The sequence below is a fragment of the Arthrobacter sp. BG3 genome (assembly GCF_056680185.1).
Map to the genome: position 1 here is coordinate 3,161,206 of NZ_CM155270.1, position 26,291 is coordinate 3,187,496.

34 protein-coding genes are annotated in these 26,291 nt (G+C 63.5%); 21 read left to right on the forward strand and 13 right to left on the reverse strand.

The genetic code is table 11. The features are described from left to right. The first annotated feature begins 2 nt into the window (after positions 1-2). From rplX to map, 11 genes are all read left to right on the forward strand, one after another. Complete coding sequence (gene rplX, locus AC1MFL_RS14190) at positions 3-362, forward strand: 50S ribosomal protein L24 (protein WP_226760327.1); 360 nt, start codon at positions 3-5, stop codon at positions 360-362. Then, positions 362-943: a 50S ribosomal protein L5 gene (gene rplE / locus AC1MFL_RS14195; RefSeq protein WP_024366124.1), complete on the forward strand. Its 582-nt coding sequence runs from the start codon at positions 362-364 to the stop codon at positions 941-943. The genes rplX and rplE overlap by 1 nt, the downstream gene beginning before the upstream one ends. Before the next feature lie 88 nt (positions 944-1,031). Then, a complete protein-coding gene (gene rpsH / locus AC1MFL_RS14200) occupies positions 1,032-1,430 on the forward strand; it encodes a 30S ribosomal protein S8 (RefSeq protein WP_056425243.1) in 399 nt (132 codons plus the stop codon). An 18-nt stretch (positions 1,431-1,448) separates the two neighbouring features. Then, complete coding sequence (gene rplF, locus AC1MFL_RS14205; protein WP_479810505.1) at positions 1,449-1,985, forward strand: 50S ribosomal protein L6; 537 nt, start codon at positions 1,449-1,451, stop codon at positions 1,983-1,985. 2 nt (positions 1,986-1,987) lie between these two features. Continuing rightward, a complete protein-coding gene (rplR, locus tag AC1MFL_RS14210; RefSeq protein ID WP_226760329.1) occupies positions 1,988-2,371 on the forward strand; it encodes a 50S ribosomal protein L18 in 384 nt (127 codons plus the stop codon). A gap of 26 nt (positions 2,372-2,397) precedes the next feature. Further along, a complete protein-coding gene (gene rpsE, locus AC1MFL_RS14215) occupies positions 2,398-3,081 on the forward strand; it encodes a 30S ribosomal protein S5 (RefSeq protein WP_301226746.1) in 684 nt (227 codons plus the stop codon). Between the two features lies 1 nt (position 3,082). Next, positions 3,083-3,289: a 50S ribosomal protein L30 gene (gene rpmD, locus AC1MFL_RS14220; RefSeq protein ID WP_226760331.1), complete on the forward strand. Its 207-nt coding sequence runs from the start codon at positions 3,083-3,085 to the stop codon at positions 3,287-3,289. Continuing rightward, positions 3,290-3,784 carry a 50S ribosomal protein L15 gene (gene rplO / locus AC1MFL_RS14225; protein WP_011692793.1) on the forward strand — a complete coding sequence of 165 codons (495 nt, stop codon included), beginning with the start codon at positions 3,290-3,292 and terminating at the stop codon, positions 3,782-3,784. 186 nt (positions 3,785-3,970) lie between these two features. Next, a complete protein-coding gene (gene secY, locus AC1MFL_RS14230) occupies positions 3,971-5,281 on the forward strand; it encodes a preprotein translocase subunit SecY (RefSeq protein WP_301226743.1) in 1,311 nt (436 codons plus the stop codon). 5 nt (positions 5,282-5,286) lie between these two features. Continuing rightward, positions 5,287-5,856: an adenylate kinase gene (locus AC1MFL_RS14235; RefSeq protein WP_479815470.1), complete on the forward strand. Its 570-nt coding sequence runs from the start codon at positions 5,287-5,289 to the stop codon at positions 5,854-5,856. A gap of 106 nt (positions 5,857-5,962) precedes the next feature. Further along, the gene (gene map / locus AC1MFL_RS14240; RefSeq protein ID WP_479810506.1) at positions 5,963-6,790 is read left to right on the forward strand and encodes a type I methionyl aminopeptidase; all 828 of its coding nucleotides are present in this window, start codon (positions 5,963-5,965) and stop codon (positions 6,788-6,790) included. Between the two features lie 72 nt (positions 6,791-6,862). Here map and AC1MFL_RS14245 read toward each other — a convergent pair whose 3' ends face one another. The 3 genes from AC1MFL_RS14245 to AC1MFL_RS14255 all read right to left on the reverse strand — a co-directional run bounded on the left by AC1MFL_RS14245 (position 6,863) and on the right by AC1MFL_RS14255 (position 10,175). After that, the gene (locus tag AC1MFL_RS14245) at positions 6,863-8,209 is read right to left on the reverse strand and encodes an ABC transporter substrate-binding protein (protein WP_479810507.1); all 1,347 of its coding nucleotides are present in this window, start codon (positions 8,207-8,209) and stop codon (positions 6,863-6,865) included. Positions 8,210-8,295: 86 nt separating this feature from the next. Then, the gene (locus AC1MFL_RS14250; RefSeq protein ID WP_479810508.1) at positions 8,296-9,228 is read right to left on the reverse strand and encodes a carbohydrate ABC transporter permease; all 933 of its coding nucleotides are present in this window, start codon (positions 9,226-9,228) and stop codon (positions 8,296-8,298) included. Beyond that, the gene (locus AC1MFL_RS14255; protein ID WP_479810509.1) at positions 9,225-10,175 is read right to left on the reverse strand and encodes a carbohydrate ABC transporter permease; all 951 of its coding nucleotides are present in this window, start codon (positions 10,173-10,175) and stop codon (positions 9,225-9,227) included. Before AC1MFL_RS14255 ends, AC1MFL_RS14250 begins: the two co-directional genes overlap by 4 nt. 267 nt (positions 10,176-10,442) lie before the next feature. Between AC1MFL_RS14255 and AC1MFL_RS14260 the strand changes: the two genes are divergently transcribed. From AC1MFL_RS14260 to AC1MFL_RS14295, 8 genes are all read left to right on the forward strand, one after another. Then, on the forward strand, positions 10,443-11,501 hold the full coding sequence (locus AC1MFL_RS14260) for a P1 family peptidase (RefSeq protein WP_479810510.1): 1,059 nt from the start codon (positions 10,443-10,445) through the stop codon (positions 11,499-11,501). A 178-nt stretch (positions 11,502-11,679) separates the two neighbouring features. Beyond that, on the forward strand, positions 11,680-11,901 hold the full coding sequence (infA, locus tag AC1MFL_RS14265; RefSeq protein ID WP_009358723.1) for a translation initiation factor IF-1: 222 nt from the start codon (positions 11,680-11,682) through the stop codon (positions 11,899-11,901). Positions 11,902-11,969: 68 nt separating this feature from the next. Then, positions 11,970-12,083, forward strand: a complete 114-nt coding sequence (gene rpmJ / locus AC1MFL_RS14270; protein ID WP_009358722.1) for a 50S ribosomal protein L36 — start codon at positions 11,970-11,972, stop codon at positions 12,081-12,083. Between the two features lie 175 nt (positions 12,084-12,258). Next, positions 12,259-12,633 carry a 30S ribosomal protein S13 gene (rpsM, locus tag AC1MFL_RS14275; protein ID WP_024366110.1) on the forward strand — a complete coding sequence of 125 codons (375 nt, stop codon included), beginning with the start codon at positions 12,259-12,261 and terminating at the stop codon, positions 12,631-12,633. Between the two features lie 41 nt (positions 12,634-12,674). Further along, positions 12,675-13,076, forward strand: coding sequence for a 30S ribosomal protein S11 (gene rpsK, locus AC1MFL_RS14280; RefSeq protein ID WP_018773682.1), 402 nt, complete (start codon positions 12,675-12,677; stop codon positions 13,074-13,076). 132 nt (positions 13,077-13,208) lie between these two features. Then, entirely contained in the window at positions 13,209-14,219 is a 1,011-nt protein-coding gene (locus AC1MFL_RS14285) for a DNA-directed RNA polymerase subunit alpha (RefSeq protein WP_024366109.1), read from the forward strand. A gap of 76 nt (positions 14,220-14,295) precedes the next feature. Beyond that, the gene (gene rplQ, locus AC1MFL_RS14290; RefSeq protein WP_226760340.1) at positions 14,296-14,985 is read left to right on the forward strand and encodes a 50S ribosomal protein L17, sunset domain variant; all 690 of its coding nucleotides are present in this window, start codon (positions 14,296-14,298) and stop codon (positions 14,983-14,985) included. 32 nt (positions 14,986-15,017) lie between these two features. Further along, on the forward strand, positions 15,018-15,908 hold the full coding sequence (locus tag AC1MFL_RS14295; RefSeq protein WP_479810511.1) for a tRNA pseudouridine synthase A: 891 nt from the start codon (positions 15,018-15,020) through the stop codon (positions 15,906-15,908). A gap of 25 nt (positions 15,909-15,933) precedes the next feature. On the opposite strand, the gene AC1MFL_RS14300 is transcribed toward AC1MFL_RS14295, so the two are convergent. After that, positions 15,934-16,800 (reverse strand): sensor histidine kinase, encoded by an 867-nt coding sequence (locus AC1MFL_RS14300; protein ID WP_479810512.1) that lies wholly within the window; start codon positions 16,798-16,800, stop codon positions 15,934-15,936. Positions 16,801-17,012: 212 nt separating this feature from the next. Here AC1MFL_RS14300 and AC1MFL_RS14305 point away from each other — a divergent pair, with 212 nt between their 5' ends. Beyond that, on the forward strand, positions 17,013-17,783 hold the full coding sequence (locus AC1MFL_RS14305; RefSeq protein WP_479810513.1) for a response regulator transcription factor: 771 nt from the start codon (positions 17,013-17,015) through the stop codon (positions 17,781-17,783). 99 nt (positions 17,784-17,882) lie between these two features. Next, positions 17,883-18,332 carry a hypothetical protein gene (locus AC1MFL_RS14310; protein WP_479810514.1) on the forward strand — a complete coding sequence of 150 codons (450 nt, stop codon included), beginning with the start codon at positions 17,883-17,885 and terminating at the stop codon, positions 18,330-18,332. A 95-nt stretch (positions 18,333-18,427) separates the two neighbouring features. Here AC1MFL_RS14310 and AC1MFL_RS14315 read toward each other — a convergent pair whose 3' ends face one another. The 9 genes from AC1MFL_RS14315 to AC1MFL_RS14355 form a co-directional block, all read right to left on the reverse strand. Next, complete coding sequence (locus tag AC1MFL_RS14315) at positions 18,428-18,916, reverse strand: Hpt domain-containing protein (RefSeq protein ID WP_479810515.1); 489 nt, start codon at positions 18,914-18,916, stop codon at positions 18,428-18,430. Positions 18,917-19,043: 127 nt separating this feature from the next. Beyond that, positions 19,044-19,925, reverse strand: coding sequence for a type II secretion system F family protein (locus AC1MFL_RS14320; protein ID WP_479810516.1), 882 nt, complete (start codon positions 19,923-19,925; stop codon positions 19,044-19,046). Positions 19,926-19,932: 7 nt separating this feature from the next. Beyond that, complete coding sequence (locus tag AC1MFL_RS14325) at positions 19,933-20,805, reverse strand: type II secretion system F family protein (protein WP_479815472.1); 873 nt, start codon at positions 20,803-20,805, stop codon at positions 19,933-19,935. A gap of 70 nt (positions 20,806-20,875) precedes the next feature. Then, positions 20,876-22,204, reverse strand: a complete 1,329-nt coding sequence (locus AC1MFL_RS14330) for a TadA family conjugal transfer-associated ATPase (protein WP_479815473.1) — start codon at positions 22,202-22,204, stop codon at positions 20,876-20,878. 158 nt (positions 22,205-22,362) lie between these two features. Continuing rightward, positions 22,363-23,556, reverse strand: coding sequence for a CpaE/TadZ family protein (locus AC1MFL_RS14335; RefSeq protein ID WP_479810517.1), 1,194 nt, complete (start codon positions 23,554-23,556; stop codon positions 22,363-22,365). Then, positions 23,553-24,305 (reverse strand): Flp pilus assembly protein CpaB, encoded by a 753-nt coding sequence (gene cpaB, locus AC1MFL_RS14340; RefSeq protein WP_479810518.1) that lies wholly within the window; start codon positions 24,303-24,305, stop codon positions 23,553-23,555. Before cpaB ends, AC1MFL_RS14335 begins: the two co-directional genes overlap by 4 nt. 58 nt (positions 24,306-24,363) lie before the next feature. Next, entirely contained in the window at positions 24,364-25,401 is a 1,038-nt protein-coding gene (locus AC1MFL_RS14345; RefSeq protein WP_479810519.1) for a pilus assembly protein TadG-related protein, read from the reverse strand. Then, on the reverse strand, positions 25,389-25,763 hold the full coding sequence (locus tag AC1MFL_RS14350; protein ID WP_479810520.1) for a TadE/TadG family type IV pilus assembly protein: 375 nt from the start codon (positions 25,761-25,763) through the stop codon (positions 25,389-25,391). Before AC1MFL_RS14350 ends, AC1MFL_RS14345 begins: the two co-directional genes overlap by 13 nt. Before the next feature lie 120 nt (positions 25,764-25,883). Further along, complete coding sequence (locus AC1MFL_RS14355; protein WP_479810521.1) at positions 25,884-26,075, reverse strand: Flp family type IVb pilin; 192 nt, start codon at positions 26,073-26,075, stop codon at positions 25,884-25,886. Positions 26,076-26,291: the final 216 nt, after the last annotated feature.

Below are 26,291 nucleotides of genomic sequence, written 5' to 3' on the forward strand. Positions count from 1 at the left end.
CCATGGCTAAGATCAAAAAGGGTGACCTCGTTCAGGTCATCACTGGCGCCAAGGCTGAGCGCGGCGGCGACAAAGGCAAGCAGGGCAAGGTTCTGCGCGTGTTCCCCGAGTCCAACCGCGTGCTGGTCGAGGGAATTAACCGCGTAACCAAGCACACCAAGGTCGGTCAGTCGCAGCGCGGCACCAAGACCGGTGGCATCGAAGTCGTCGAGGCTACGATCCACATCTCCAACGTGGCTCTGGTTGACCCGTCCACCAAGAAGCCCACCCGCGTCGGTTTCCGCACCGAGACCGTTGAGCGCGATGGCGTGAAGCGCGACGTGCGTGTCCGCGTGGCCAAGAGCTCAGGGAAGGACATCTAATGACTGAGACTCTCGAGACTCCGGCAAGCAAGATCGTTCCTCGTCTGAAGACCAAGTACGCGGATTCCATCAAGAGCACGCTCGTTGAGGAATTCAAGTACGAGAACGTCAACCAGGTTCCCCGTCTGGTCAAGGTCGTTGTGAACATGGGTGTTGGAGATGCCGCCAAGGACTCCAAGCTGATCGACGGCGCTGTCCGCGATCTGACCCTGATCACCGGCCAGAAGCCGCAGGTAACCAAAGCCCGCAAGTCGATCGCACAGTTCAAGCTGCGCGAAGGCATGCCGATCGGTGCACACGCAACTCTGCGTGGGGACCGCATGTGGGAATTCCTGGACCGTCTGGTCACGCTGGCTCTGCCGCGTATCCGTGACTTCCGGGGCCTCAGCGGCAAGCAGTTCGACGGCAACGGCAACTACACCTTCGGTCTGACCGAGCAGGTTATGTTCCACGAGATCGACCAGGATTCCATCGACCGCGTTCGCGGTATGGACATCACCGTCGTGACCACTGCCAAGACCGACGACGAAGGCCGCGCGCTGCTCAAGGCGCTTGGCTTCCCGTTCAAGACCGAAGATTAATCTAGCTACGTAAAAGGTCCGTCCGCGCAGGTTCCCCCGGGAAAGACTGCACGGCGGAAACCGTTATGAGGAAGGGCAAGAGCCCACCATGACAATGACAGATCCCGTCGCAGACATGCTTACGCGTCTGCGCAACGCAAACTCGGCATACCACGATTCCGTGTCCATGCCGTACAGCAAGCTCAAGGCACGCGTTGCCGACATCCTGAAGGCCGAAGGTTACATCGCCTCCTGGAAAGAAGAAGACGCGGAGGTTGGCAAGAAGCTGACCCTCGAGCTCAAGTTCGGTCCGAACCGCGAGCGTTCAATCGCTGGCGTTCGTCGTATTTCCAAGCCGGGACTGCGCGTTTACGCAAAGTCCACCAACCTGCCGCACGTGCTCGGTGGCCTGGGTGTCGCAATCCTGTCCACCTCTTCCGGCCTCTTGACTGACAAGCAGGCCGGCAAGAAGGGCGTGGGCGGCGAAGTCCTCGCTTACGTCTGGTAACGGGAAAGGAAGAGAATAATGTCACGTATTGGACGTCTCCCCATCACCGTTCCTGCCGGCGTTGAGGTCAAGGTTGACGGCTCTGTCGTCAATGTCAAGGGTTCCAAAGGCGAGCTGAGCCACACTGTGCCCAGCCCGATCGAGGTTTCCCTGGAAGATGGCACCCTGACTGTCGCCCGCCCGAACGACGAGCGCGCCTCACGTTCGCTGCACGGCCTGACCCGCACCCTGATCGCCAACATGATCCAGGGTGTCACCGCAGGCTACGAGAAGAAGCTTGAAATTGTCGGTACCGGTTACCGCGTTCAGGCCAAGGGTGCTGACCTGGAGTTCGCTCTGGGCTACAGCCACCCGGTTAACATCTCGGCACCGAACGGCATCACCTTTGCAGTAGAGACCCCGACCAAGCTCTCTGTTTCAGGTATCTCCAAGCAGCAGGTCGGCGAGGTTGCTGCCAACATTCGCAAGCTGCGGAAGCCGGACCCCTACAAGGGCAAGGGCATCCGTTACGCAGGCGAAGTCATCCGCCGCAAGGTCGGAAAGGCTGGTAAGTAACCATGGCGATCGCAATTAACAAGAAGCGTACGAACAAGAGCAAGTCTGCCCAGCGCAGCCGCCGCCAGCTTCGTATCCGCAAGCGCATCTCCGGAACGGCTGTACGTCCTCGTCTGGTCGTCAACCGCTCCGCACGCCACGTATTCGTCCAGGTTGTCGATGACACCCAGGGCCTGACCGTAGCGAGCGCCTCCACTTTGGAAGCCGACCTTCGTGCATTCGAAGGTGACAAGACTGCCAAGGCCAAGCGCGTTGGCGAGCTCGTCGCCGAGCGTGCCAAGGCTGCCGGTATCGAAGCCGTTGTCTTCGACCGCGGTGGTAACAAGTACCACGGCCGGATCGCCGCCGTCGCTGACGGCGCACGTGAAGGTGGGCTGTCACTGTGACCGAAAATAACGAAAAGGACATTCAGGTGACTGAAGCTGTAGCTGCTCCGGCAACTGAGACCGCTGCGCCTGCTACCACCGACGGCGCCCGTGGTGGCGCTGCTCGTCGTGGCGAGCGTGGCGACCGCGGCCAGGGCCGTGGCGACCGTGGTGGCCGTGGTGGCCGCGATGGTGGCCGCGAAGCCGAAAAGAGCCAGTTCGTAGAGCGCGTCGTAACCATCAACCGTGTTTCCAAGGTCGTCAAGGGTGGTCGTCGCTTCAGCTTCACCGCCCTCGTCGTCGTCGGTGACGGCAACGGTATGGTCGGCGTTGGCTACGGCAAGGCTAAGGAAGTTCCTGCCGCAATCGCGAAGGGCGTCGAAGAAGCCAAGAAGTCCTTCTTCCGCGTTCCCCGCATCGGCAGCACCATCCCGCACCGCGTACAGGGTGAGGCCGCCGCAGGCGTCGTCATGCTGCGTCCGGCTTCCGCCGGTACCGGTGTTATCGCCGGCGGTCCGGTCCGCGCAGTACTGGAGTGCGTGGGCATCCACGACATCCTCTCCAAGTCGCTCGGATCTTCCAACGCCATCAACATCGTGCACGCGACTGTTGACGCGCTGAAGCGCCTCGAAGAGCCGGCAGCAGTGGCAGCACGCCGCGGCCTCCCGCTCGACGAGATCGCTCCGCCGGCAATGGTGAAGGCGCTTTTGAACCAGAAGGCAGGTGTCTGAGTTGGCTAAGAACGTGCTTGTCTCCGACGCAAAGTTGGAGATCACTCAGATCAGGTCCGCCATTGGCGGCAAGCAGAACCAGCGCGACACCCTGCGGTCCCTCGGCCTGAAGCGGATCGGACACACCGTTGTCCGCACCGCCGACGCCGTGACCGTCGGGATGCTCAACACGGTTCCGCACCTGGTAAAGGTAGAGGAGGCGAAGTAAATGGCAGAGAAGAACACCGCCGAGAAGGCACAGGGCGCCGCTGCTGAGAAGCAGAACGCACTGAAGGTGCACCACCTGCGTCCCGCCCCGGGTGCCAAGACCGCCAAGACCCGAGTTGGTCGTGGTGAAGGTTCCAAGGGTAAGACCGCTGGTCGCGGTACCAAGGGTACGAAGGCCCGCTACCAGATCAAGGCTGGCTTTGCCGGCGGCCAGCTGCCGCTGCACATGCGCCTGCCGAAGCTGCGCGGCTTCAAGAACCCGTTCCGGGTTGAGTACCAGGTTGTAAACCTGGACAAGCTCAACGAGCTGTTCCCGGAAGGTGGCGCAGTCACCGTGGAGAACCTGGTCGAAAAGGGTGCCGTTCGCAAGAACCAGCCCGTCAAGGTGCTTGGCACCGGCGACATCACCGTCAAGGTTGACGTCACCGTCCACGCATTCTCGGCCAGCGCCGCAGAAAAGATTGCTGCAGCAGGCGGAAGCACCACCGCCCTCTAACGAGGCGGCGGGGCAGTTGCCCGTTGTGAAAACTCCCGGCACCCGGGGCTCAGGCCCTTAGGTGCCGGGAGTTTTTTTATTTTCAGGGCCCGGCGATTGTTCGCGGGGCGCGTCCACCCGCTAGACTCGGTTGTTGGGTTTATTTGACCTATCTCACACGACTTTACTTATTACTCAGGAGGACGCTTGCTTAGCGCATTTGGCCGGGCCTTTCGCACGCCTGATCTGCGACGCAAGTTGTTGTTCACGCTGGCAATCATCACAATCTTCCGCTTGGGTGCCTTCATCCCCTCGCCTGGTGTGAGCTACCAGAATGTCCAGCAATGCTTGCAGAACGGTCAGACCTCGGGCGGCATTTACCAGCTCGTCAACCTGTTCAGCGGCGGTGCACTACTGCAGGTGTCCGTCTTCGCCCTGGGCATCATGCCCTACATCACGGCGAGCATCATCGTCCAGCTGCTCCGGGTGGTCATTCCCCGGTTCCAGGAGCTGTACGACGAAGGAGCCTCGGGCCAGTCGAAGCTGACGCAGTACACGCGTTACCTCACGATCGCCCTGGGCCTGCTGAACGCCACGACCCTCGTGTCCCTGGCCCGTTCCGGCCAGCTGCTGCCGAACTGCCAGCTTCCGGTCATCCCCGATGACAGCATCATCACCACGATCCTCATCGTCATCACGCTGACGGCCGGCACCGGCCTCATCATGTGGATGGGTGAGCTGGTCACGGAAAAGGGTGTCGGCAACGGCATGTCGCTGCTGATCTTCACCTCCATCGTCTCGAGCTTCCCCACCTCGCTGGGTGCCATCTGGACCTCGCAGGGTCCGGGGACGTTCTTTATGGTCCTTGTCATCGGCCTGCTGACCGTGGCCGCGGTGGTCTTCGTGGAGCAGTCCCAGCGCCGCATCCCGGTGCAGTACGCCAAGCGGATGATCGGCCGCCGCACCGTGGGCGGCACCAGCACGTACATCCCCATCAAGGTGAACATGGCCGGCGTCGTGCCCGTCATCTTCGCATCCTCGATGCTGTACCTGCCGGGCCTGATCTCCCAGTTCAACCAGCCCAAGCCGGGCGAGGCAATGGCACCGTGGGTTGAGTGGATCAACAACAACCTGACCCGCGGCGACCACCCGATCTACATGGTGCTCTACTTCGCCATGATTGTGTTCTTCACTTACTTCTATGTTGCGATCACTTTCAACCCTGAAGAAGTTTCTGACAACATGAAGAAGTACGGCGGCTTCATTCCTGGTATCCGTGCCGGCAAGCCGACCGCGGATTACCTGCAGTATGTGCTTTCCAGGATCACCCTCCCGGGTGCCATGTACCTGGGCTTTGTAGCACTGATCCCGCTGGTCGCACTGGTCCTGATCAATGCCAACCAGAACTTCCCGTTCGGTGGCACCTCGATCCTGATCATGGTCGGCGTCGGTTTGGAGACCGTCAAGCAGATAGATGCGCAGCTACAGCAGCGTCACTACGAAGGGCTTTTGCGATGACGAGAATGTTGATTATCGGACCTCCCGGATCCGGCAAGGGAACGCAGGCGGAGCGCATTTCAGAGCGCCTCGGCGTCATAGCGATTTCCACGGGAGACATCTTCCGCGCCAACGTTAAGGGTGAGACCCCGCTTGGCATTGAAGCCAAGAAGTACATGGACGCGGGCGACTTCGTCCCGGACAGCGTGACCAACAAAATGGTCCGCGACCGCCTCGGCGAGGACGACGTCGAAAACGGCTTCCTCCTGGACGGCTACCCGCGCACCACCGCGCAGGTGGATTACCTCGACGGGATCCTGGCCGACGGCGACCAGAAGCTCGACGTCGTCCTGCAGCTCACGGCCGACGATGAGGAACTCGTCACCCGCCTGCTGGGCCGCGCCCTGGAAACCGGACGCACGGACGACAACGAGGCAGTCATCCGGCACCGCCTGGACCTGTACCACGGCCAGACGGAGGCTGTGGTCGCCAAGTATGCCGACCGCGGCATCCTGACCCGCGTCGACGGCATCGGCGGCATCGACGAGGTCACCGACCGCGTCATGGAAGCCATCAAAGAGGCTCAGTCGGCCTGATTCAGGCCGCGAACTTTGAGGCCCCTCCCGGGACACCGGGAGGGGCCTCAGCCATTTGGCCGTCCGCCTCCCGGGGCGGCACAGCCCCAACGAAAGGAAGTCGCGGATGGCATTCGGCCAGCCACGCATCGAATACAAGACCAGCGCCCAGATGCGCTCCATGCAGGCGGCCGGGCTGGTACTCAGCCGCGCCCTCGACGCCGCCGTGGCCGCTGCCGCCCCGGGAAAGACCACCAAGGACCTCGACGCCGTGTTCGCCGCGGTCCTCAAGGACGCCGGCGCCACCTCCAATTTCCTTGGCTACCACGGCTTTCCCGCCACGATCTGCACCTCGGTCAACGAGGAAGTCGTGCACGGCATCCCCGGCGGCCGCGTCCTGCAGGACGGGGATATCCTCTCGATCGACGGCGGCGCGATCCTGGACGGCTGGCACTCCGACTCGGCCCGCACCGTGATCGTGGGCACCGCCGACCCCGAGGACCAGCGGCTCTCCGACGTCACCGAGGCCGCGATGTGGCACGGGATTGCCGCCCTGGCGACCGGCAAGTTCGTCGGCGACATCGGCAACGCCGTGGACGATTATGTCTCCTCGGTGCCCGGCAAGCCGCTGGGCATCCTCGAGGACTACGTGGGCCACGGGATTGGCTCCGAGATGCACATGTCCCCGGACGTGCCGAACTACCGCACCAACCACCGCGGCCCCAAGATCCGCCCGGGGCTGTGCCTGGCCATCGAGCCCATGCTGGTGCGCGGAAGCATCGAAACCGCCGTGCTCGAGGATGACTGGACGGTGGTGACCACCGACGGCAAGCGGTCCTGCCAGTGGGAGCACTCCGTGGCTGTCCACGAGAAGGGCATCTGGGTTCTCTCCGCGCCGGACGGCGGAGCCGCGAAACTGGCCCCGCTCGGCGTCGTGCCCGTCCCGATTCCCTGACCTCCGGCACGCGGCGACGCGCAAAGTCGCCGGCGACGCGCAGCGTCGTAGCAGAAGGGACCTTGCGCCGCGTTAGCTCTTGAGCTTGGGCTTGACGTCCTTGGTGTAGATGCCTTCCAGGGTGGCCTTGAGCGCCGTCATGGTGGCCTTGACGTCGCCCTGCTGGGTGAGGATGGCCGCGGCGGACTTGGCCATCTCCTGGTCCGCGCCCGGGAGGAACACCCGGGCGTTGTCCTGCACGCGGGTCACGGTGAGCTGGTCCATGGCGGTCTTGATCTGCGGGGTGGCGGCCAGCACCGCGGTCATGTCGGCCGAGGTGCGGGTGGGCATGTAGCCGGTCGCGGCGGAGAACTGCACGGTGTTTTCCGGCTCCGTCATGAACTTCAGGAAGGTGGCGGCCGCGAGCTGGACCTCCTTGCTGACCCCGCTGGGGATGCCGAGGCCTGCGCCGCCGGTGGGGCACACCGGGCTTTCGTTCTTCGGACCGCCCGGCAGGTAACCGACCCCCACGTTGAACGTCGCGGACTTCAGCACGCCCAGCAGCGAGCCCGTGGACGAGATCGTGGAGGAGGTGATCCCGGCGGCGAAGTCATCGGCGGCTTCCTTGGACGAGACCCCGGCCCACTTGTCCTTGAAGATGGAGTCCTGCGCCCACTGCAGTGCGGCGACCGACTCGGCCGAGTCGCAGTTGACGGTCCACTCGTTGGACCAGCTGCCGCCCCAGCCCCACAGGTTGTTCTGCAGCGTCCAGCCGGCGTAACCGGCCAGTGCCGGGTAGATGTAGGCGTACTGGGCTCCGGAGGTGGCCTTCAGCTTGGGCGCCCACTCGGCAAACTCCTGCCAGGTCTTCGGGGCGCGGTCCGGCAGCCCGGCAGCCTTGAAGTGGTCCCTGTTGTAGTAGAACAGCGGGGTTGAGCGGCCGTAGGGGAGCGCCCACTGCTTGTCGGCGTACTTGTAGTCGGCGACGAGGGACTTCTGGAAGTCATCCACCTTGATGTCCAGCTGCTTGATCGCGCTGTCGAGGGCGATGATGTTGCCGTTGGAGTAGTACCGGAACCACCAGACGTCGGAGAGGACCACGAGGCCCGGGAGGCCGGATTTCGCGGCCTGCGAGGTCTGGAACTTCTGGGCGATTTCCTCGTAGTTGGCCCCGGCGGTGACCAGGTTGACCTTGATGTCCGGGAACTTGGCCTGGAACTGGTCGATGATCGCCTTTTCCACGTCCTGGGACTTGCCCGGGTGGTTGGACCAGAAATCGAACGAGGCTGCGGGCTTGACCCCGCTGAAGTCGATGTCGGCGGCCGCGGTTGGGGCTGCCGAACCTGCGGTGGACGGGCCTCCGCAGGCGGACAGGGCGGCGGCGCCGGCGCCGGCACCTGCCAGTCCCAGGAAATGCCTCCGGTCAAGGTTCAATGCCATGGTGGATCCTCTCGATGATGCTGACTCGTTGATTGGCTGTCTTGCGTTGAACGAATGCGGGTGAAGTGGGAAAGGCGGCGGCGGCGTCACCCGGTGACGCTGCCTTGGGTAAGCCCGGCCACGATGTAACGCTGCAGGGCCGCGAAGACCAGCAGGATGGGAAAGATCACGAGCACGGCACCGGCCATCAGGATGCCCCAGCCGGAGCCGTTGCCTTCAGAGTTCTGCAGCAGTGTCAGGCCCACCGGCAGCGTCATCGTCTCGGGGCGGTCGGTGATGATGAGCGGCCAGATGTAGTCGTTCCATTCGCTTACGACGACGACGAGGGCCACCGTTGCGATCGAGGGGCCGGAGACCGGCACCACGATCCGCCAGAGGCGGCGCCAGTGGCCGGCGCCGTCGATCTCGGCCGATTCGAGGATGGAGGCAGGGAGCGTCATGAAGTGCTGGCGGAGCAGGAAGGTGCCGAACGCCGTGCCCAGGCCCGGCAGGATGATGCCCCACAGGGTGTTCTTGCCGCCCATGCCCGCGATCAGGATGTAGTTGGGCAGGATGGACACCTGCGGCGGGACCATCAGGGCCACGAGGATCAGCACGAAGATGGCGTTCTTGTAGGGGAAGCGGACAAAGACCAGGGCGTAGGCGGTCAGGATGGCCAGGAGGACCTTGATGGTGGCGCCCACACTGGTGACGATCAGGCTGTTCACGAAGAACTGGGTGAACGGCACGGTCGTCATGGCGATGTTGTAGTTTTCGACGTTCAGGCTTTCCGGCAGGATCTTCAGGTCCATCGTGATGATCTCGCCGGGCTGCTTGAGGGAACTCAGCACCATCCACAGCAGGGGCAGGAAAACCACCAGGGTGGCCAGGACCAGCGGAAGGTAGCCGCCGGCAATCGTCTGGGCGAGGTTGGCCCGGGAGAAGGGCCGGTGACGCTGCAGCGGAATCCCGGGGCCGGCGTCGGGAGCGGGCTCCGGCCCGGCGGCAGGGTCAGGGCTGACGGGGGACAGTGTGCTCACGAGTAGTGCACCTTCCGTTCGACGAACCGCAACTGCAGCAGCGTGATGATGAGCAGGATGGCGAACAGCACCACGGAGATCGCGGCCGAGTAGCCCGCCCGGTTGAACGCCCCGAAGGCCTGGAGGTAGGCCTCGTAGATTAGCGTGCTGGTGCCGTTGCCCAGCGGGGTCATGATCCGGATCAGGTCGAAGGCCTGCAGCGAGCTCAGCATCGTGGTGATGAGCAGGAAGAACGTGGTGGGGGAGAGCAGCGGCAGCGACATGCTCACGAAGCGCCGGAAGCCGTTGGCGCCATCGAGCGACGCGGCCTCCATGACATCCTGCGGCAGCGACTGCAGCCCGGCCAGATAGACCACCGCGCAGTAGCCCAGGTTTTTCCAGACGTAGACGATGATGACCATGACCAGGGACAACTGCGGATCATTGATCCACTGCGGGCTCTGCTGGCCGATGCCGCGCAGCAGCCAGGCCAGCACGCCGTAGCCGGGATCGAAAATGAACAGCCAGACGAGGCCGACGCCGACACCGCTCAGCACGTACGGGGCGAAGACTGCTGAGCGCGCGAAGGTTGTGCCGCGGATTTTGGAGTTCAGGGCAAGGGCCACGAGCAGGCCGAGGAGCATGGAGCCGCCGACCGTGATGAGGGTGAACACGGCGGTGGTGCCCAGGACCTTGGTGGCGTCCGTGCTCGTGAAGAACGTGACGTAGTTGTCCAGGCCCACCACCGTGGCCGAGGCTGAGCCCAGGGTCCAGTCGAGGGTGGAGTAGTAGATGTTGTTGAAGAGCGGAAGGTAGGTGAAAACTGCAATCAGGAGAAGGTTGGGCAGAGCCAGGGCCAGAAAGGCAAAGAAGTCCCGGCGGGCTCTGGGCGACCAGCGGCGCCGCGGGGTCTCGGCCGGTTTGGTCTCGACGGCGGCGCGGGGCCGGTCGGTCAATTGTCGCGTCATTCAGGTCTCTAACGGGGCCAGGCCTGCGGTGGCAGGCGGGTGGGCGGGGATACCTTGCTATCACTTCACCACATGGTTGGTGGGCAGAACCCCGCACAAGACCCCAAGGGAGCTTTTGTTGTCCAAGGCTTCGTCGCCTGTTAACGCTGTGTTGCCTGCAGTATTACATACAGCTCGCCCGCGATCCGGATATCATCTCGCGATTCGTCAGGTCGGTGGGGAGTTCCGTTGAGGCGGTGGTGCTGACCCGGAGCGCACAATAGATCCATGACTGCGATAACGGACGTGCCGGGACTGAGGGTCGGCCATGCCGGCCGGACGGGCGGCGGCTGGCTGAGCGGGGTGACGGTCGTGCTGCCTCCGGCCGGGACGGTGGGTTCCGTCGATGTCCGGGGCGGGGGCCCCGGGACGCACGAGACTGACGCCCTCGACCCCACGACGCTGAGCCGTACCGTGGACGCCGTCGTGCTCACCGGGGGAAGCGCCTTCGGCCTCGCCGCGGCCCACGGGGCCCAGCAATGGTGCGAGGAGAACGGCAGGGGCTTCCCGGTCACGGGCGGCGTGGTTCCGATCGTGCCGGCGGCGGCCATCTTCGACCTCGGCCGGGGCGGGGACTTCTCCGCCCGCCCTGACGCCGCCATGGGCTACGCGGCCACCACGGACGCCGCCGCCCGCCAGGAAGGGCACGACGTCGAACGCGGCAACATCGGCGCCGGCACCGGAGCAGCAATCGGCCGCGGGACATACAAGGGGGGAGTGGGCACAGCCTCCATCACCCTCGAGAACGGGGTCGTCGTAGGAGCGATAGCGGTAGTCAATGCGCTGGGCCTGCCCTTCAAGGGCTTCGACAAGCTCGATGACCAGCCGGAGAGGGCGGCGGATCTGGAACCCGGCAGCGTGCGTCTAAGCGGGGGCCACGACGGCGGGGTTCCCTGGCCGAGCTTGCGAGGCGACGGGGCCGGTGGGGAGGAACGAGCGAGCACGCAGAGGGTTTCGGATCCGCCGTCCTTGAACACCACCCTCGTCGTCGTCGCCACGAACGCGGTCCTGGACAAGGCCGAATGCAAACGCACCGCGTCGGCCGCCCACGCCGGGCTGGCCCGGGCGCTGAATCCCAGCCACACCCTGGCGGACGGGGACACGGTGTTTTGCCTCGCCACAGGTGGGCTCGCGCTGGACCGCAGCAGCGAGAGCGCCCGGCAGCTGAGTCTCATCACCCTGCAGAGTGCGGCAGCCGACGTCGTGCGCCTTGCCATCCTTGACGGGATCGCCTGCGCGGAGGCCGTGAGCACGCCGGCGGGCGAATTTGGTGCATACGGGGGCTGAGTAGGCTACGATTGCTGGATTTAACATTCGGCCCGTAATGGCGTAATGTTGTCTGTTGGTTGTCTGCCCTGTTGTGCCCTTTTGGGGCCGGGAGGCATCAGCCAATCAATCAAAAAACGTCCGCGGTGATTTTCGGTGCAAACCGAGGGGCTGCGGCAAACAACAGTTAGCGGAGGGTATGGCCAAGAAGGACGGGGTCATTGAGATCGAGGGCGTTGTGACAGAGGCGCTGCCTAACGCGATGTTTCGCGTTGAGCTCACCAACAAGCACATCGTTCTGGCACACATCTCTGGAAAGATGCGCCAGCACTACATCAGGATTCTCCCTGAGGACCGGGTAGTGGTGGAGCTGAGCCCGTACGACCTGACACGTGGTCGTATCGTCTACCGCTACAAGTAAACACTGGGCGGCCAGAGCAACAGCCGAAGGCCGGTCCAGCTGACCACTGCAACACGCAAAGGAACGCCATGAAGGTCAAGCCGAGCGTCAAGCAGATCTGCGAAAAGTGCAAAGTGATCCGCCGTAATGGCCGGGTCATGGTGATCTGCGAGAACCCGCGCCACAAGCAGCGCCAGGGCTAATTTCCCTCTTCGGGAAATCCTGGGTTGCTAACCCACGCAAGTAAATAAAAGGCAGCACAAGCTGATTTGGGACGTATGGGCCCGTACAGCTAACCCCCGGTCGGAGGCTGGGGCCGCACGGATCGTGCGGGTGTACTGCCTACGACCTCCGGTTTATACAAGGAGCACTGCCTCTATGGCTCGTCTCGCTGGCGTAGACATTCCCCGCGAAAAGCGGTTGGAAATTGCGCTTACTTACATCTACGGCGTGGGCAAGACCCGTGCACACGAAACCCTGGCTGCCACCGGCATCAGCGCGGACGTTCGGGTCAAGGACCTGTCCGACGCCGAGCTCGTCCAGCTGCGTGATTACATTGAAGGCAACTACAAGGTTGAGGGTGACCTTCGCCGCGAAGTAGCAGCAGATATCCGCCGCAAGGTTGAAATCGGCAGCTACGAAGGTATTCGCCACCGTAAGGGCCTGCCAGTGCGCGGACAGCGTACGAAGACGAACGCACGTACCCGTAAGGGTCCGAAGCGCACCGTTGCAGGCAAGAAGAAGACCCGCTAAACCGCTCGTCTTCCCCCCGATAACTTTCTGTAGGAGAAATAATGCCCCCGAAGACTCGTGGCGCGGTTCGCAAGCCGCGTAAGAAGGACAAAAAGAATATCGCGCTGGGCCAGGCGCACATCAAGAGCACCTTTAACAACACCATCGTGTCCATCACGGACCCGAACGGTGCTGTCATCTCCTGGGCTTCCTCCGGTGAGGTTGGCTTCAAGGGCTCACGTAAGTCCACCCCGTTCGCAGCCCAGATGGCCGCCGAAGCCGCCGCAAAGCGTGCGCAGGAGCACGGCATGCGCAAGGTTGACGTATTCGTCAAGGGCCCGGGTTCGGGTCGCGAAACGGCTATCCGTTCGCTGCAGGCTGCTGGCCTTGAGGTTGGATCCATCCAGGATGTAACCCCCAGCGCCCACAACGGCTGCCGTCCGCCGAAGCGCCGCCGCGTCTAAGGCTTTCCAACGCACCGGTGCTTGCCCGGACCTTCACGGGTCCGGGCAAGCCCAGCCGCGTTAAGTCTCAGACCGATCTTTCCACCACCTGTGTTGCGTCATATAGCGGATGCTCGCCGAAAGGAAACCTAAGTGCTCATTGCACAGCGCCCCACCCTCTCCGAAGAGGTCGTCTCTGACAACCGCTCCCGTTTCATTATTGAACCGCTGGAGCCCGGTTTCGGTTACACCCTCGGAAACTCCCTCCGCCGTACCCTGCTCTCCTCCATCCCCGGTGCCTCTGTCACGAGCATCCGGATCGATGGCGTGCTGCACGAGTTCACCACGGTTCCGGGTGTCAAGGAAGATGTCACTGAGATCATCCTGAACATCAAGAACCTGTCGGTGTCCTCCGAGCACGACGAGCCGGTTGTTGCTTACCTGCGCAAGCAGGGCCCGGGAGTCGTCACCGCCGCGGACATCGCTCCGCCGGCCGGCGTCGAATTCCACAACCCGGATCTGCACATTGCCACGCTGAACTCGAAGGGCAAGTTCGAACTCGAACTGACCATCGAGCGCGGCCGCGGCTACGTTTCGGCAGCTCAGAACAAGTCCGGCGACTCCGAGATCGGCCGCATTCCGGTCGACTCGATCTACTCGCCGGTCCTGAAGGTTACTTTCCGCGTGGAAGCTACCCGTGTTGAGCAGCGCACTGACTTCGACAAGCTCATTGTCGACGTCGAGACCAAGCAGGCCATCGCCCCGCGCGATGCCGTTGCTTCGGCAGGTACCACCCTGGTGGAACTGTTCGGTCTGGCCCGCGAGCTGAACACCGCAGCTGAAGGTATCGAGATTGGCCCGTCGCCGACGGATGCTGCCCTGGCAGCAGACATGGCCCTGCCGATCGAGGATCTGGACCTCACCGTCCGTTCCTACAACTGCCTCAAGCGTGAGGGCATCCACACCGTGGGTGAACTCGTGGCCCGCTCCGAGGCCGACCTCATGGACATCCGTAACTTCGGTGCGAAGTCCATCGATGAGGTCAAGGCAAAGCTGGTTGAACTGGGCCTGTCCCTCAAGGACTCGCCTCCCGGTTTTGACCTCGCAGCACGCGCCGCAGCAATTGAAGAGGACGACGCCGCTTTCAGCGACGACGAGCTCTAACAAACAGATCTTGGCCTGCCGGCTGATGCACCATGGTGTGCGCAGCCCAACGGCTTCCATATGAGGAGAAACTATTATGCCTACCCCCGCTAAGGGTCCGCGCCTCGGAGGCGGAGCAAGTCACGAGCGTCTGATGCTCGCGAACCTGTCCGCCGCACTGTTCGAGCACAAGCGGATCACCACCACGGTGACCAAGGCCAAGCGACTGAAGCCGTACGCCGAGCGCCTGGTGACCTTCGCCAAGCGTGGCGACCTGGCTTCCCGCCGCCGTGTACTCGGCTTGATCAGCGACAAGGGCATCGTCCACGAGCTGTTCACCGACATTGCACAGGCAGTGGAGAACCGCAACGGTGGCTACACCCGCATCACCAAGATCGGCAACCGCAAGGGCGACAACGCTCCCATGGCTGTCATCGAACTGGTTCTCGAGCCGGTTTCCGCCAAGCAGGCAGTCGTAGCCGAGGCTACCCAGGCTGCCGCCAAGGCTGCTCCGGCTGCCGAGGAAGCTCCCGCCGAGGCCGAGGTTGTTGAGACCGAAGCCGCTGAGTCCAAGTACGCCGGCTCCAAGCCTGCTACCGCTGACAACGTTGCTCCTGAGGGCTTCGCCGTCAAGGGCAACGAGGACTCCATGAAGTTCCACGTTCCGGGATCCCGCTGGTACGACTCGACGGTTGCTGAAGTTTGGTTCGACTCTGCAGAGTCGGCCGAAGCTGCCGGCTTCGCACCTGCCGGCGGCGACGCTGCGCAGGCTGGCGACGCTGAGTAGTCTCGCCTTTTTTCACTAGTAGACTTAGGTCTATGAACGACCAGAAACCCGCTGCCCCCTTTAGAGGGGGCGGCGGGTTTTTGCGTGTCCGGCTTGATCTTGCGTACGACGGCGGTCCCTTCAGCGGGTGGGCTGTCCAGCCCGGACGGCGCACCGTCCAGGGCACGCTCGAAGAGGCCATTGCCCTGCTCATCCGCCGGCCCATCAGGGTCACCGTCGCCGGGCGGACCGACGCCGGGGTGCACGCCCGCGGCCAGGTGGTCCACGTGGACTTCACCGAGACGGAGTGGACGGGCCTGAACCGCGGCGTGGAACTGGACCCCGCGGTGGCCCTGCTGCGGCGGCTCCGCGGCGCCCTCAGCCGCGGGCTCGGGGACCTGACAGGGGCGATCGAGGTCCACAAGGTCTCCATCGCTCCCGAGGGCTTCGACGCACGGTTCTCCGCGCTCTGGCGCCGCTACAGCTACCGGATCGCGGACGGTCCCGCCCTCTGGGACCCGCTCGGCCGGACCTCCACGCTGTGGCATCAGGACCGGCTCGACGTCGGACTGCTCAACGAAGGCGCCGCGCAGCTGCTGGGACTCCAGGATTTCCGGTCCTACTGCAAGCCGCGGGAAGGCGCCACCACCATCCGGGAACTTCAGCGCTTCGAGTTTGCCCGGGGCGCCGACGGGGTCATTGTGGCCACGGTCCAGGCGGATGCGTTCTGCCACAACATGGTGCGGTCCCTCGTGGGATCGGCCCTGTTCGTGGGGGCCGGCATCGAGAAGCCGGTGTGGCTCCTGGAACGGCTGCTGGCCCGCCAGCGCGACGCGAAGTCGGTCCTCTCGGCCCCGCACCCGCTGGTGCTGGAGGAAGTGGCGTACCCTTCGGCCAGCGGGCTGCTGGCCAGGGCCGAGCTGACGCGGGCCATGCGCCAATAGGGCTGCGCGCCCAGCCCCAACCCCGCTACGAGGCCGGCGTGGCCGCCTGGGCGGGGAGTTCCAGGGTGAAAGTGCTCCCGCAGCCAGGCAGCGTGCGGCAGGAAATGCTGCCGCCGTGCCGTTCGACGATCGCCTTGGTGATGGACAGACCCAGCCCGATCCCGGGAATCGAGCCTGCGCGGACCGCGGGGCTGCGGAAGAAACGGGTGAAGACCCGGTCTGCGTCGGCGGCTGTCATTCCCATTCCGTCATCCTGCACGTGCAGCAGCACCCGGCCACCCTCCTGGCTGGCGGAGACGCGGACGGTGCCGCCTGCGGGTGAATACTTGATGGCGTTGGATACGAGGTTGTCGACGGCCTGACTGATCCGCAACGGATCAACGTCGGCCCAGAGCGGTGCCGGGACGTCCATGGAGAGCGAGACCTGGGCTGCCTGGGCATGGGTCTGGGCTGAGCCGAGGCTGGCTTCGACCAGGGCGGCCAGATCGGTCCGGCGCGGGTGGACGTGCAGTGTTGAGTCGGCGGACACCAGCAGGTCCGAGACCAGGGCCAGCAGGCGTTCGGCGTTCCGTTGCGCGACTTCGATCCGGCGCACGGCGGTGGGGGAGAGTTCTCCCGATTCTCCGAGCACCAGGTCCAGGTTGCCGATGATGGATGTCAGCGGTGTGCGGAACTCGTGCGAGACATTGGCGACGAGGTTGTCCTTGGCCGTCAGGGCGTCGACCACCCCGGCGACCTCATCGCTGAGCTGCCGCTCGCGTTCGAGGCTGACCTCGAGGAGGGTATTGAGTTCGGCTTCGCGGCCACCGGCCGGCCGGAACAAGCTCTGCAGACGCCGCGGGAATCCCGCCAGGTAACCCTCCGGGTTCCGGACCGGTTGCTGTTTAGCCAATGAAGCCGCGCCCCTTTCTCGCTGCCTCGATTGAACAGCACTCGTCACGCTAGCTTGACACACGATGAATATTTGTGGCCACGGCTGTGCCTAAACAGTTATTACCGCCAGTACGTGGGTATTCTGACACTACTGGTGCACCATGAGTGCACAGCAGTAACAACGCGCCGCTATGGGGGTAGCTGCCGCAGCATCAGATGCAGAGGGGGGCCATGACTGATTTGGGAGTTGCAGTCGTCGTCGAGGACGACGAGGACGTACGTCACCTTGTGGAAGCCGTGTTGAGCCAGGCGGGATTTGACGTCCACGGCGCAGCGAGCGGGCGCGAGGGGGTCGAGGTGGTGCGGAGCCAGAAGGCGAGCGTCGTCACCCTGGACGTGGGCCTCCACGATATTGACGGCTTTGAAGTCCTGCGCCGGATCCGGCAGTTCAGCGACGCCTACGTGGTCATGCTGACCGCGAGGACGGACGAGCTGGACACCCTTACCGCGCTGCACACCGGGGCCGACGACTTCATGACCAAACCGTTCCGGCCGCGCGAGCTCCGGGCCAGGGTGGCCGCCATGATGCGCAGGCCCCGGCTGGACCCCGCCGACGGCACGCCCCGGGAGCCGGGATATCCGGCGGCCAAGGGCGCGGAGCTGGCCCAGGACGACGCGTTTCGGCACAACGGGCTGGTCCTCAACCCGCACACGCGCTCGGTCACCCTTGACGGCGTTCCCACCAGCCTGACCCGCAGCGAGTTCGATCTCCTGCACGCCCTGCTGAAGGGGGCCGGCGCGGTCCGGTCGAAGGTCGATCTGGTCCGGGTGGTGCGGGGCGAGTATTACGGCGTGGACGCTTACATCAGCGAATCCGACGAGCGTGCCGTCGAAGTGCATATCGGCAACCTGCGGCGCAAGCTGCGTGAGGACCCGCTGCAGCCCCGCTGGCTCCAGACGGTCCGCGGGGTGGGGTACCGGCTGGCGCCGGCCCTGGACTAGCCCGCACCCCCGCTTCGGGCTGGAAATACCCCTGCCTGGTTCCGGCTCTCTGGCCGGGGTTCAAATAGCTGGCACTTCGTTAGGTGGGATGATCCGCACGTGTTTGAAGTCGAAGCGACTGAAGACGGCCGCGAACACCGTGTCGCCCTCAGGGCCACCGACGTCTACCTGAAGTGGCTGGTGGCGGGTGGCCCCTACTTCACCGAAGTTTTCAAACTCGTACATTCCGGAGGGAGTATTCCCTTTACCACGGTGCGGGAGCCGGGAGTGGACCCTGAATCAGGGCTGCCCTACTTCATATTTAGGTTTTTGACTTTTGGGAGCGCTCCGAAGGCTCACCGAAATACCAAAGATTTGATTAACCGCACCTTCGATGATGAGACCGAAAAGCGATGCTGGATGAAAGTCGCAGCAGAGGCCCTTTTGGTTTTTGGCTGGGCCTATAACGGTCTGAAAGCTCCACATCCGAGCTACACGCGCGTTGATCTAGACGGGAAAATTTACACTCTTGAAGACTTCGGCTACACCCTCAACCCGAAATCGGGTTAGCGCCGCACTGGCAAATTGCGGCCTCGGTCGGTACGGCAGCTCGCAATATGATTTCTGCAATGGCACAGCCAACGAGAACCAGTGGGATACACGCCCTAACGGTCCCGGAGGTTGTAGCTGAGCTGCAGCTCGTCCACCGTTTCGTTTCCGCTCTCTGCGACTTCACGCAGCAGCGACCGCGCGCGGTCGGCGTCGCGGACCCGGATGGCGTCCTCAAGCTCCCGGGCAAGCTCGGCCAGGCGGACGCCGCCGACCATCGCCGAGGATGTCTTCAAGCTCAGGACAGCGTCAATTGCTGCGTCCTCGTCACCGCTGTCGAGGGACGATGCGAGGGACTGGTAGCGCTGGTCCCACATGTTCGTGTAGTCCCTCGCGAAGCCCTTGGCCGCGGCAGGGCTGTCCAGCTGCGATCCGAGTTCCTGGAGCGCTGAGGGGTCCACCAGCGGGGGCGTAGTGTCGGCCGGCGCTGGGGCCAGTCCGGCACTGGCCCGGCTTACGGGGCCAGGGCCCGCGCCGCAGGTGCAGGCGCCGGCGGAGAAGTCATTGTTTGCGTCGCCGCCGTCTGAATCACCTATGAAGGACATGTGACCACGCTACTGCCTGCTCCGGGCGGTGCTTAATAATCCGGTGTTTCCTGTGGCAAACTTGCGGCTTTCCGGGTTCATTCCTAGGTTGATCCCCCGCCTCCGCCGGACCCGCTGTCCCCTGCAACTAGTGACTGAAGGTGTCGATCGCGTTGATGATGGCCGGGCCAAGGATTGCAATGAAGAGTACCGGGAAAATGAAGAAGAGCAGCGGAAACAGGATCATCACAGGTAGCTTCATGGCCTTCTCTTCGGCCCGTTGCCGGCGCTTGACACGCATGACTTTGGCTTGGATCCGGAGCACCCTGCTGATGGCGATGCCGTAGGTATCCGCCTGGACCACGGCCTGGACGAAGCTGCGCAGTTCAGGGAGGCTGGTCCGCTCCGCCAGCGCCAGGTAGGACTCCCGGCGGCTGCGGCCGACCTGCATGTCCTGCAGTGTCCGGACGAGTTCCTCGGCGAGGGGGCCTTTGCCGTTTTCTCCGGCCCGGGCCATGGCTCCTTCGAACCCCAGCCCTGCTTCCACAGAGATGAGCATCTGGTCGAGGGTGTTGGCCAGTTCCATCTGCATGGCCTTCTGCCGCTCCTGGCCCTTGCTGTGGAGCATTAGATCGGGGATGAAGTAGCCCAGCAGGGCCACAAAGATTCCCACCAGCTTCATGAGGGGGGTGGAACCTGTGGCGCCGATGTAAAGGCCGAGCAGGGCACCGGCCAGGCCAAGCACGGGCTTGGCCGCGAGCACGCGTCCTAGCGGAAGGGAGGTGGGGCGGCCAGCAAGGGACAGGAGCTTGTCGAGTTTGCGGACATACCCTGCCGGAGTCAGACCATGACCGATGCGTTCCAGCAGCGAGGTCCGCTGTTCTGCGGTGAGCTCTGCGGTTTCCGTGCCCGCTGCCAACTGCTCGCGGATGGCTTGGTGGGACTTCCGGTCCACGGAGAGCGCTGCCCAGACGAGATAGCCGAGCGGCACGGAAACCAGGAGCAAGGCGAGTAGTACGGAGGGGTCCATGGGTACCTCAGAACTTCAGATCGATGATCTTGCGCATCCACAGACCGCCAATGGTCATCATGACGAAGGACACGCCGATCAGGATCCAGCCCAGGAGGTGGTTGAACATGGAGTTCATGTAGCCGGGGTTGGCAACCGTGAGGATCGCGACGATACCGAACGGCATGGCCATCAGGATATACGCGGAGAATTTTCCCTCGGCCGCCAGGGACTTGATGTGGCCCTTGATTTCGCTGCGCTCGCGGATGGTTTCGCCCACCTGGTCCAGGACTTCGGCGAGGTTCCCGCCCACTTCCCGGTTGATCTGGATGGCCTGTGCTATCCAGACAAAGTCGTCGCTCCGCATCCGTCCGGCTGTGTCGGTGAGGGATGACTGGAGATCCCGGCCGAGGCTCGTTTCGGTGATGACCCGGCGCATCTCTTCCGCAGTGGGACTCTGCGACTCGGCTGCGGCAGCGTCAATGGCCCGCAGGATGCTGTGGCCTGCCCTGAGGCCGCCCGAGAGCAGTTGAAGGGTGTCACCAAGCTGCTGGTCGAACATGACACGGCGTTTGCCGGTGAGGAAGCCGATCACAAGGCGCCCGGCTAGGGGCGCCAGCAGCACGAGGAGGATGGCCAGTAACGGACCCTCTACGACGAAGCCTGCCAGCGCGCCGACGAAGGCGCCGGCCAGCACCAACACAAAGAAGTCGGACTGGCCCATCCGGAGACCTGCGTTTTCGAGTTCTTCCCTGCTGAACAGCCGCACTTTTCGCTGCGCGAAATAGCCGTCGACCAGGTTGACTGCAGAGCCGGCGAACCGGGTCAGCTGGGAGTCTGGCTGGTCCTGGACGGGCTTGCGCCGGTCCAGGGGCACGCGGGCCCTTCGCGGCGCGAGCATGACGAATCCGAGCAGCAGCAGGGCCGCCGAGAACAGGCCAACGCCAATGGGGAGTATCGTCACGTCCAGCTCACTGTCTTCCGGCTGGCGCCAAGGGAGCGGCGAAGACGCTCGGCGAGACCTGGATGCCAAAATCTTCGAATCGGTCGATGAATCTGGGACGGATGCCGGTGGGGACCGGTTTGCCCAGGAACCGGCCGTGGACATCGACGCCGGCGGAGTAATCGAACACGAAGGCATCCTGCAGCGTGACGATGTCCCCTTCCATGCCTTGGACCTCCGTGACGTGGGTGATGCGGCGGGTTCCGTCACGCAGCCGGGAGATCTGGATGATCAGATTAACGGCGGAGGCGATCTGCTCACGGATGGCGCGGAGCGGCAGGTCCATTCCCGCCATCAGGACCAGGGTCTCCAGCCGGGCGACGGCATCTCGGGGCGAGTTGGAGTGCACTGTGGACAGCGAGCCGTCGTGGCCGGTATTCATGGCCTGGAGCATGTCCAGCGACTCCCCGCCGCGAACCTCACCGACAACTATCCGGTCGGGGCGCATTCGTAGGGAGTTCCGCAACAGCTCACGGATGGTGACCTCGCCTTTGCCCTCGGTATTCGGCGGACGGCTTTCCAGCCGCACGACGTGGCGCTGCTGGATTTGGAGTTCGACGGCGTCCTCGATCGTCACGATGCGCTCGTCATGGGGCAGGAAGGAGGAGAGAACATTCAGCAGTGTTGTTTTTCCGGTGCCCGTGCCGCCAGAGACGATGATATTAAGCTTTGCCTTGACGCAGGCATCGAGGAGCTCCGCCATTTCAGGTGTGAGAGTGCCGAACTCGATGAGGTTTTGGACCGTCAGCGGAACCTTGCTGAATTTTCGAATTGTCAGCGAAGAACCACCCACCGCGAGTGGCGGGATGACGGCGTTGACGCGGGAACCGTCCTCAAGGCGTGCGTCGACAAGCGGGGATGACTCGTCGATGCGGCGTCCCACCTTGGAGACAATGCGCTCGATCACCTTGCGCAGGTGGTCTTCGGAGCTGAACCGCGATTCGGTAAGCGTCAACTTGCCGTGACGTTCTACGTAAATCTGGTCCATGCCATTGACCATGATTTCCGTCACCGCGGAATCATCGAGGAGCCGCTGCAACGGTCCATAGCCCAGCACATCGTCTGCCACGTCCTGGACCAGTCGGAGTCGCTCCTCTCCGGACAGCGGCACCTGTTCAGCGTCGATGATGCGGGTGAGTTCTTCACGGGCGGAGGAGCGCAAATCGTCTTCGGTGACGGCGGAATCATTGAAGCGCGCCCCCAGGCGCTCGAACAGGGCGGTGGCGGCGCGCTGCTTGAGGGCAGCGAAGACATCAACCGGCTGCTGGCCGACAGACCGGTGCGCCTCCGTCTGCACTTCGAAAGTGGGGGCGGCGATTGCCGTCCGCGGCCATTCCACGGGCGCCGGCGCCTTAACTATTTTGGGAGGCGCGACAGGGGCTGGAGCGGCCTCCGGAGAAAGCCTGGCCGCAGCAGGGGACCCGCCTTCAGCCGCGGCGAGCCGTTCAGAGAGCCTCACTGGACCACCACGCGCCGGTGCAGTTTCTTCTTTGCCCTGGCACGCCACGCAGGATCGAACCGTTCAACCAGCTGCCGGAGCCCTTTGATGGCCGGGTCCTTGCGACCCTCCTGAAGTACCGGAATGCCCCGGTTCGTGGAGAACGCCACAGCCTTGGACCGCGGAATACTGATGTCAACCGGCGCACCGATGGTGGCTTCAACATCCTGAACGCTGAGTCCGGAAGCGGAATCGGCCAGATTCAGCACCACATGCCGCGTCTCCGGTTGGAGGTCCAGGCGCCGGAGTATTTCGAGACCGGATCTCAGCCCGCGGATGCTGGGGACATCCATGGCGGTCACCCAGACAATGTCTGTGCACTGCTCCATGGCAGCCAGACCCACCTCCGGTAAGCCGGGCGCTGTGTCCACTATGACGTACTGGAACTGTTCCGCGAGCTGGACGAGTAGGCGCGTCACCTGCTCGGGTGTGATGTTGTCCGCTTCTTCGGGGCTCCTCGGAGCACAAAGAGCATAGATATTGCCGGGATGTACGGTCAGGAACGCCTTAAGGACCAGGGAATCGTGGCTCGCCGCCGGGGAGACCGCATCGGTCACAGTGTGCTCGGGATGGAGGTACAACCCCGAGGCGACGTCTCCGAACTGGAGGTCCAGATCCACAATGACAACGCCCATGGGGGCTACCTGCCCCAGCCCGATGGCGATATTGGTGGCAATTGTCGTCTTACCCACTCCGCCTTTGGGCGAGAAGACGCCTATCACCAGACCCTTCGGGGCATCCGGTTGTTCAACGGCCGCAGACCTGCTCTTACTCGCGAAGGACTGGCAGGCTCGTTCCAGCATGACCCGGATCTGGGCTGCGTCGGCGTGTGGGCTGAGGATATCCCGGATGCCGGCGCGCATGGCCAGCAATAAGAAATCAGAGTCCGGTTCGCCCACCAGGATGACGCTGAGCTCGGACAGCTGAACGTCAAAGATCGTGGCCAAACGCAGCGCGTCGTCCACGGGCACATCCGGTCCAAGAATCAGGACCTCGGGACGCTGCTGGTCAAGCTTCGCGAACAACTCCCCGGGATCTGCAGGATTCACGAAGGGGAAGGTCTGAAGGCCCCCGGGCAGGCTTCCGGCCAGAGCCAGACGCACGCGGGCATCGAAGTCGGCATTCGGTGTGATCAGGACAAAACGGCTCATTTGTACACTTCCGGTTTCGTCATGATTCCAGGGCGGCCGCTTTCCTTGGCAGTAAGCGGCTCCTTGCTTAGCCAGAGCGTGCCGAATTCCAGGCCGTAGACAATCTTGGTGGCGTCCACGTCGGTCACGGCGACCGTCAGCAGCAACGATCCGGTGGGCAGCGACGTATCCTCGACCGGGGCCGCTGAGCCGCTGGCAGTCGGCCCGGGCGACGGGGTGGTGCTGGCCGCCCGCTGTACCGACGTCACCAGGAGCTTGTGGAGTGTCATTTGCGTTGTCTCCTTGTCCGGCTTCGCCTCGATGCCGCCAGCTTTCAACGAGATAAAGACGCCGATGTGGTCTCCGGCCACCAGCCGTCCGCCGACAACGCGCTGGGGATCCAGCTGGAAAGAGATTTCCTGAAGCCCCTCCGGCACCTGCACTAATCCGCTGGACTGTAAAGTTTCCGGTGCGATAAGTCGTTCCGCAACGAGCTGCTCACCAGGCAGCAACTCGACTGCGGTGACCTTGCCGGACAAACCATCGAGACTATGCAGTGCCGACTTGGCCACGGCGGTGCCTGGAAGTCTTTGAGGGGTTAGGAAGGGCAGAAGGCTTTCCACGGCAGTGCCGGGCGGAACGGCCTTTGCCACAACGAGGACATCCATGGGCTCAAGAGCCTTGACAGCCCGCGCGTCCGCACCGCTGGCGTAGGACATGACGAGAATGGCCCCGACGATGGCCAGGACGACGGCGGCGATCCCGGCCAATAAGCGTGACTTCAAAGACTGCTCCTGAATTGGTACGACACTCTGTGGTGCTGAGGGATCATTGCGCGAGCCGGACGACAGTGGCGCCGTTGGGGTCTACGGGCCCGAGGCTGAATCCGTTGGCCAGGGACACATATTTGATGAAGCCCCCTATGATTCCCCTGCAGTTGTTATCACAAGCCACGGCAGAGGGGACATCAGGGGAGGTGTTGTGGAACGCGGCTGGAAGGCTGTTGTTGCCGCTGAACTTCCAGCCTGCGACCTTGTAGGCCGCAAATGAGGTCAGGCCGTAAACTGAGCCGGCCCCCGTGCCCGTCACCTTGTTGAAGACCGGAAGCAGGACGACAACGTCTCGACCAGCGGCGATCTCCTTCGCCCAGCTCTGCAGCGTGGCGTCACAGGCGCCAGGCGAGCTATTGCCAGGATCGCTGCCGCTTTCACTCACCGCCAGATTGATCAAGCCGCCGCAGATGCCGAGATCATTGGGGAGCCAACCGAAGCCGCCCTCGACAGCAGCCCCCGAGGGCCCATAGTTGCAGCCGGGATTGGCCCCACTTCCGTGATTCTGGAGCACCTGCAGTCCGCCATCGACATGGCCCTGCACCTGGCAGATCGAAAAGGTGAGGGGGAACGCCGTCGTCCCGGCAGCGGGGCTGCCCCATTGCGCTGTTGAAGATGCGTTTACGTCTGCGCTGCTGAACCCGAGAGTGCGGGCAAAGAATAGCGAAACGGAATTTGGTTCAGTGCCCACCCCCTGGGCGCCCGCCGTGACCGTGACCGTGCGTGCCGTCTTGTCGAGGAGAAGAGACTTCACATTGCTCAGTCGATCGCCGGCGTTGCCGTTCGCGAGGGCGCGGGCCAGGCCAGAGTCAGTGGCGCAATCGGGGTCGTTAAGGTTGAAGGCACACTTTTGCGCCACAGCCAGCGCCGCTGCGTCTGCGCCGTTATGCAGCTGCGTCCGCTCGGCGTACAGGATTCCGGCGTCGACGGCGATTGCGGCGCAACCCAGCAGCGCCACCATGAGGAGGGCGACGACGACGCTGACCGCGCCCAGCTCGCGGTCCTGGGGAGGCGCGACTTCAGCTAGCCGCCGCACAGCATGACCCCTTTGCCTTCCATTTGGAACGGCCCAGCGATGCGTGTCATGGTGGCAAGGGTGTACGTGATCGTGAAGGTCACTTGCGCGCCAGTGGTGCAGCTCGTCGGGCTTATAGTGATGTCGCCGTCTTGCAGCGCGGGTTGCAGCCCGACGGACGCGTTCTTGGCTGCAGTGCGGGCAGCTACGGAGTTATTGCCGATTGCCATCACCCGCACGCCTTCGCGGGCGGCACTCGAAAGCGTGATCTGCGCGTTATAGGCACGGCCGAATTCCGTGATGCCGAGCAGCAGCGTGATCAGGACGGGCGCCAAGAGTGCGAACTCCACAGCTGCAGCGCCATGCTCCCTGCGCTCACGCATGCGTAGTGACCTTTCGTCGGGTGGAAACGTTGGCCGCATCAGGGTCTGAAAGCGAGAAATGGTGCGGTGAGGTAAGACCACCTCGCCGCACCATAATCGGTCCTCGGGAGGATTGGGTCGTTACAGCTTGGCTGCGATGTCGGTGAACATGCCTGACAAGTTGGTACCGAGAGTCGTGACAACGGCGATGATGGCGACGGCGATGAGGGCGACCATGAGGCCGTACTCCACAGCAGTTGCACCCTTCTCCTCGAGAAGGCGGTTCTTGGCCGTGAATCCTAAGGTCTGGAGGGTTGCGATGAGAGAAAGCATGAAGGCTCCTGAGCGAGTTTGGCGGCTGGCCCTGCACCAGCACTGAGAGGAACATAGCAAGCGCCGACACGCCGAAGAACGGATTCTGCGGCATCCTGCGCCAAGACTTCCCAAACTGCACATTTACTGTTCTTTCCCTGCGTGAATTCTGCGCTGGGGTGGCTGGCATCCCTGCCATTTGGGCGGACGCAAAGAGGACCCCCTCGGCTTCTGGGG

What these genes read in the sequence shown, in the direction of transcription:
- rplX (WP_226760327.1), top strand. Translation starts at nt 3, where the DNA reads ATGGCTAAGATCAAAAAGGGTGACCTCGTTCAGGTCATCACTGGCGCC.
- rplE (WP_024366124.1), top strand. Translation starts at nt 362, where the DNA reads ATGACTGAGACTCTCGAGACTCCGGCAAGCAAGATCGTTCCTCGTCTG.
- rpsH (WP_056425243.1), top strand. Translation starts at nt 1,032, where the DNA reads ATGACAATGACAGATCCCGTCGCAGACATGCTTACGCGTCTGCGCAAC.
- rplF (WP_479810505.1), top strand. Translation starts at nt 1,449, where the DNA reads ATGTCACGTATTGGACGTCTCCCCATCACCGTTCCTGCCGGCGTTGAG.
- rplR (WP_226760329.1), top strand. Translation starts at nt 1,988, where the DNA reads ATGGCGATCGCAATTAACAAGAAGCGTACGAACAAGAGCAAGTCTGCC.
- rplO (WP_011692793.1), top strand. Translation starts at nt 3,290, where the DNA reads ATGGCAGAGAAGAACACCGCCGAGAAGGCACAGGGCGCCGCTGCTGAG.
- AC1MFL_RS14235 (WP_479815470.1), top strand. Translation starts at nt 5,287, where the DNA reads ATGTTGATTATCGGACCTCCCGGATCCGGCAAGGGAACGCAGGCGGAG.
- map (WP_479810506.1), top strand. Translation starts at nt 5,963, where the DNA reads ATGGCATTCGGCCAGCCACGCATCGAATACAAGACCAGCGCCCAGATG.
- AC1MFL_RS14245 (WP_479810507.1), bottom strand. Translation starts at nt 8,209, where the DNA reads ATGGCATTGAACCTTGACCGGAGGCATTTCCTGGGACTGGCAGGTGCC.
- AC1MFL_RS14255 (WP_479810509.1), bottom strand. Translation starts at nt 10,175, where the DNA reads ATGACGCGACAATTGACCGACCGGCCCCGCGCCGCCGTCGAGACCAAA.
- AC1MFL_RS14260 (WP_479810510.1), top strand. Translation starts at nt 10,443, where the DNA reads ATGACTGCGATAACGGACGTGCCGGGACTGAGGGTCGGCCATGCCGGC.
- infA (WP_009358723.1), top strand. Translation starts at nt 11,680, where the DNA reads ATGGCCAAGAAGGACGGGGTCATTGAGATCGAGGGCGTTGTGACAGAG.
- rpmJ (WP_009358722.1), top strand. Translation starts at nt 11,970, where the DNA reads ATGAAGGTCAAGCCGAGCGTCAAGCAGATCTGCGAAAAGTGCAAAGTG.
- rpsM (WP_024366110.1), top strand. Translation starts at nt 12,259, where the DNA reads ATGGCTCGTCTCGCTGGCGTAGACATTCCCCGCGAAAAGCGGTTGGAA.
- rpsK (WP_018773682.1), top strand. Translation starts at nt 12,675, where the DNA reads ATGCCCCCGAAGACTCGTGGCGCGGTTCGCAAGCCGCGTAAGAAGGAC.
- rplQ (WP_226760340.1), top strand. Translation starts at nt 14,296, where the DNA reads ATGCCTACCCCCGCTAAGGGTCCGCGCCTCGGAGGCGGAGCAAGTCAC.
- AC1MFL_RS14295 (WP_479810511.1), top strand. Translation starts at nt 15,018, where the DNA reads ATGAACGACCAGAAACCCGCTGCCCCCTTTAGAGGGGGCGGCGGGTTT.
- AC1MFL_RS14305 (WP_479810513.1), top strand. Translation starts at nt 17,013, where the DNA reads ATGACTGATTTGGGAGTTGCAGTCGTCGTCGAGGACGACGAGGACGTA.
- AC1MFL_RS14315 (WP_479810515.1), bottom strand. Translation starts at nt 18,916, where the DNA reads ATGTCCTTCATAGGTGATTCAGACGGCGGCGACGCAAACAATGACTTC.
- AC1MFL_RS14320 (WP_479810516.1), bottom strand. Translation starts at nt 19,925, where the DNA reads ATGGACCCCTCCGTACTACTCGCCTTGCTCCTGGTTTCCGTGCCGCTC.
- AC1MFL_RS14325 (WP_479815472.1), bottom strand. Translation starts at nt 20,805, where the DNA reads ATGCTCGCGCCGCGAAGGGCCCGCGTGCCCCTGGACCGGCGCAAGCCC.
- AC1MFL_RS14335 (WP_479810517.1), bottom strand. Translation starts at nt 23,556, where the DNA reads ATGAGCCGTTTTGTCCTGATCACACCGAATGCCGACTTCGATGCCCGC.
- AC1MFL_RS14350 (WP_479810520.1), bottom strand. Translation starts at nt 25,763, where the DNA reads ATGCGTGAGCGCAGGGAGCATGGCGCTGCAGCTGTGGAGTTCGCACTC.
- AC1MFL_RS14355 (WP_479810521.1), bottom strand. Translation starts at nt 26,075, where the DNA reads ATGCTTTCTCTCATCGCAACCCTCCAGACCTTAGGATTCACGGCCAAG.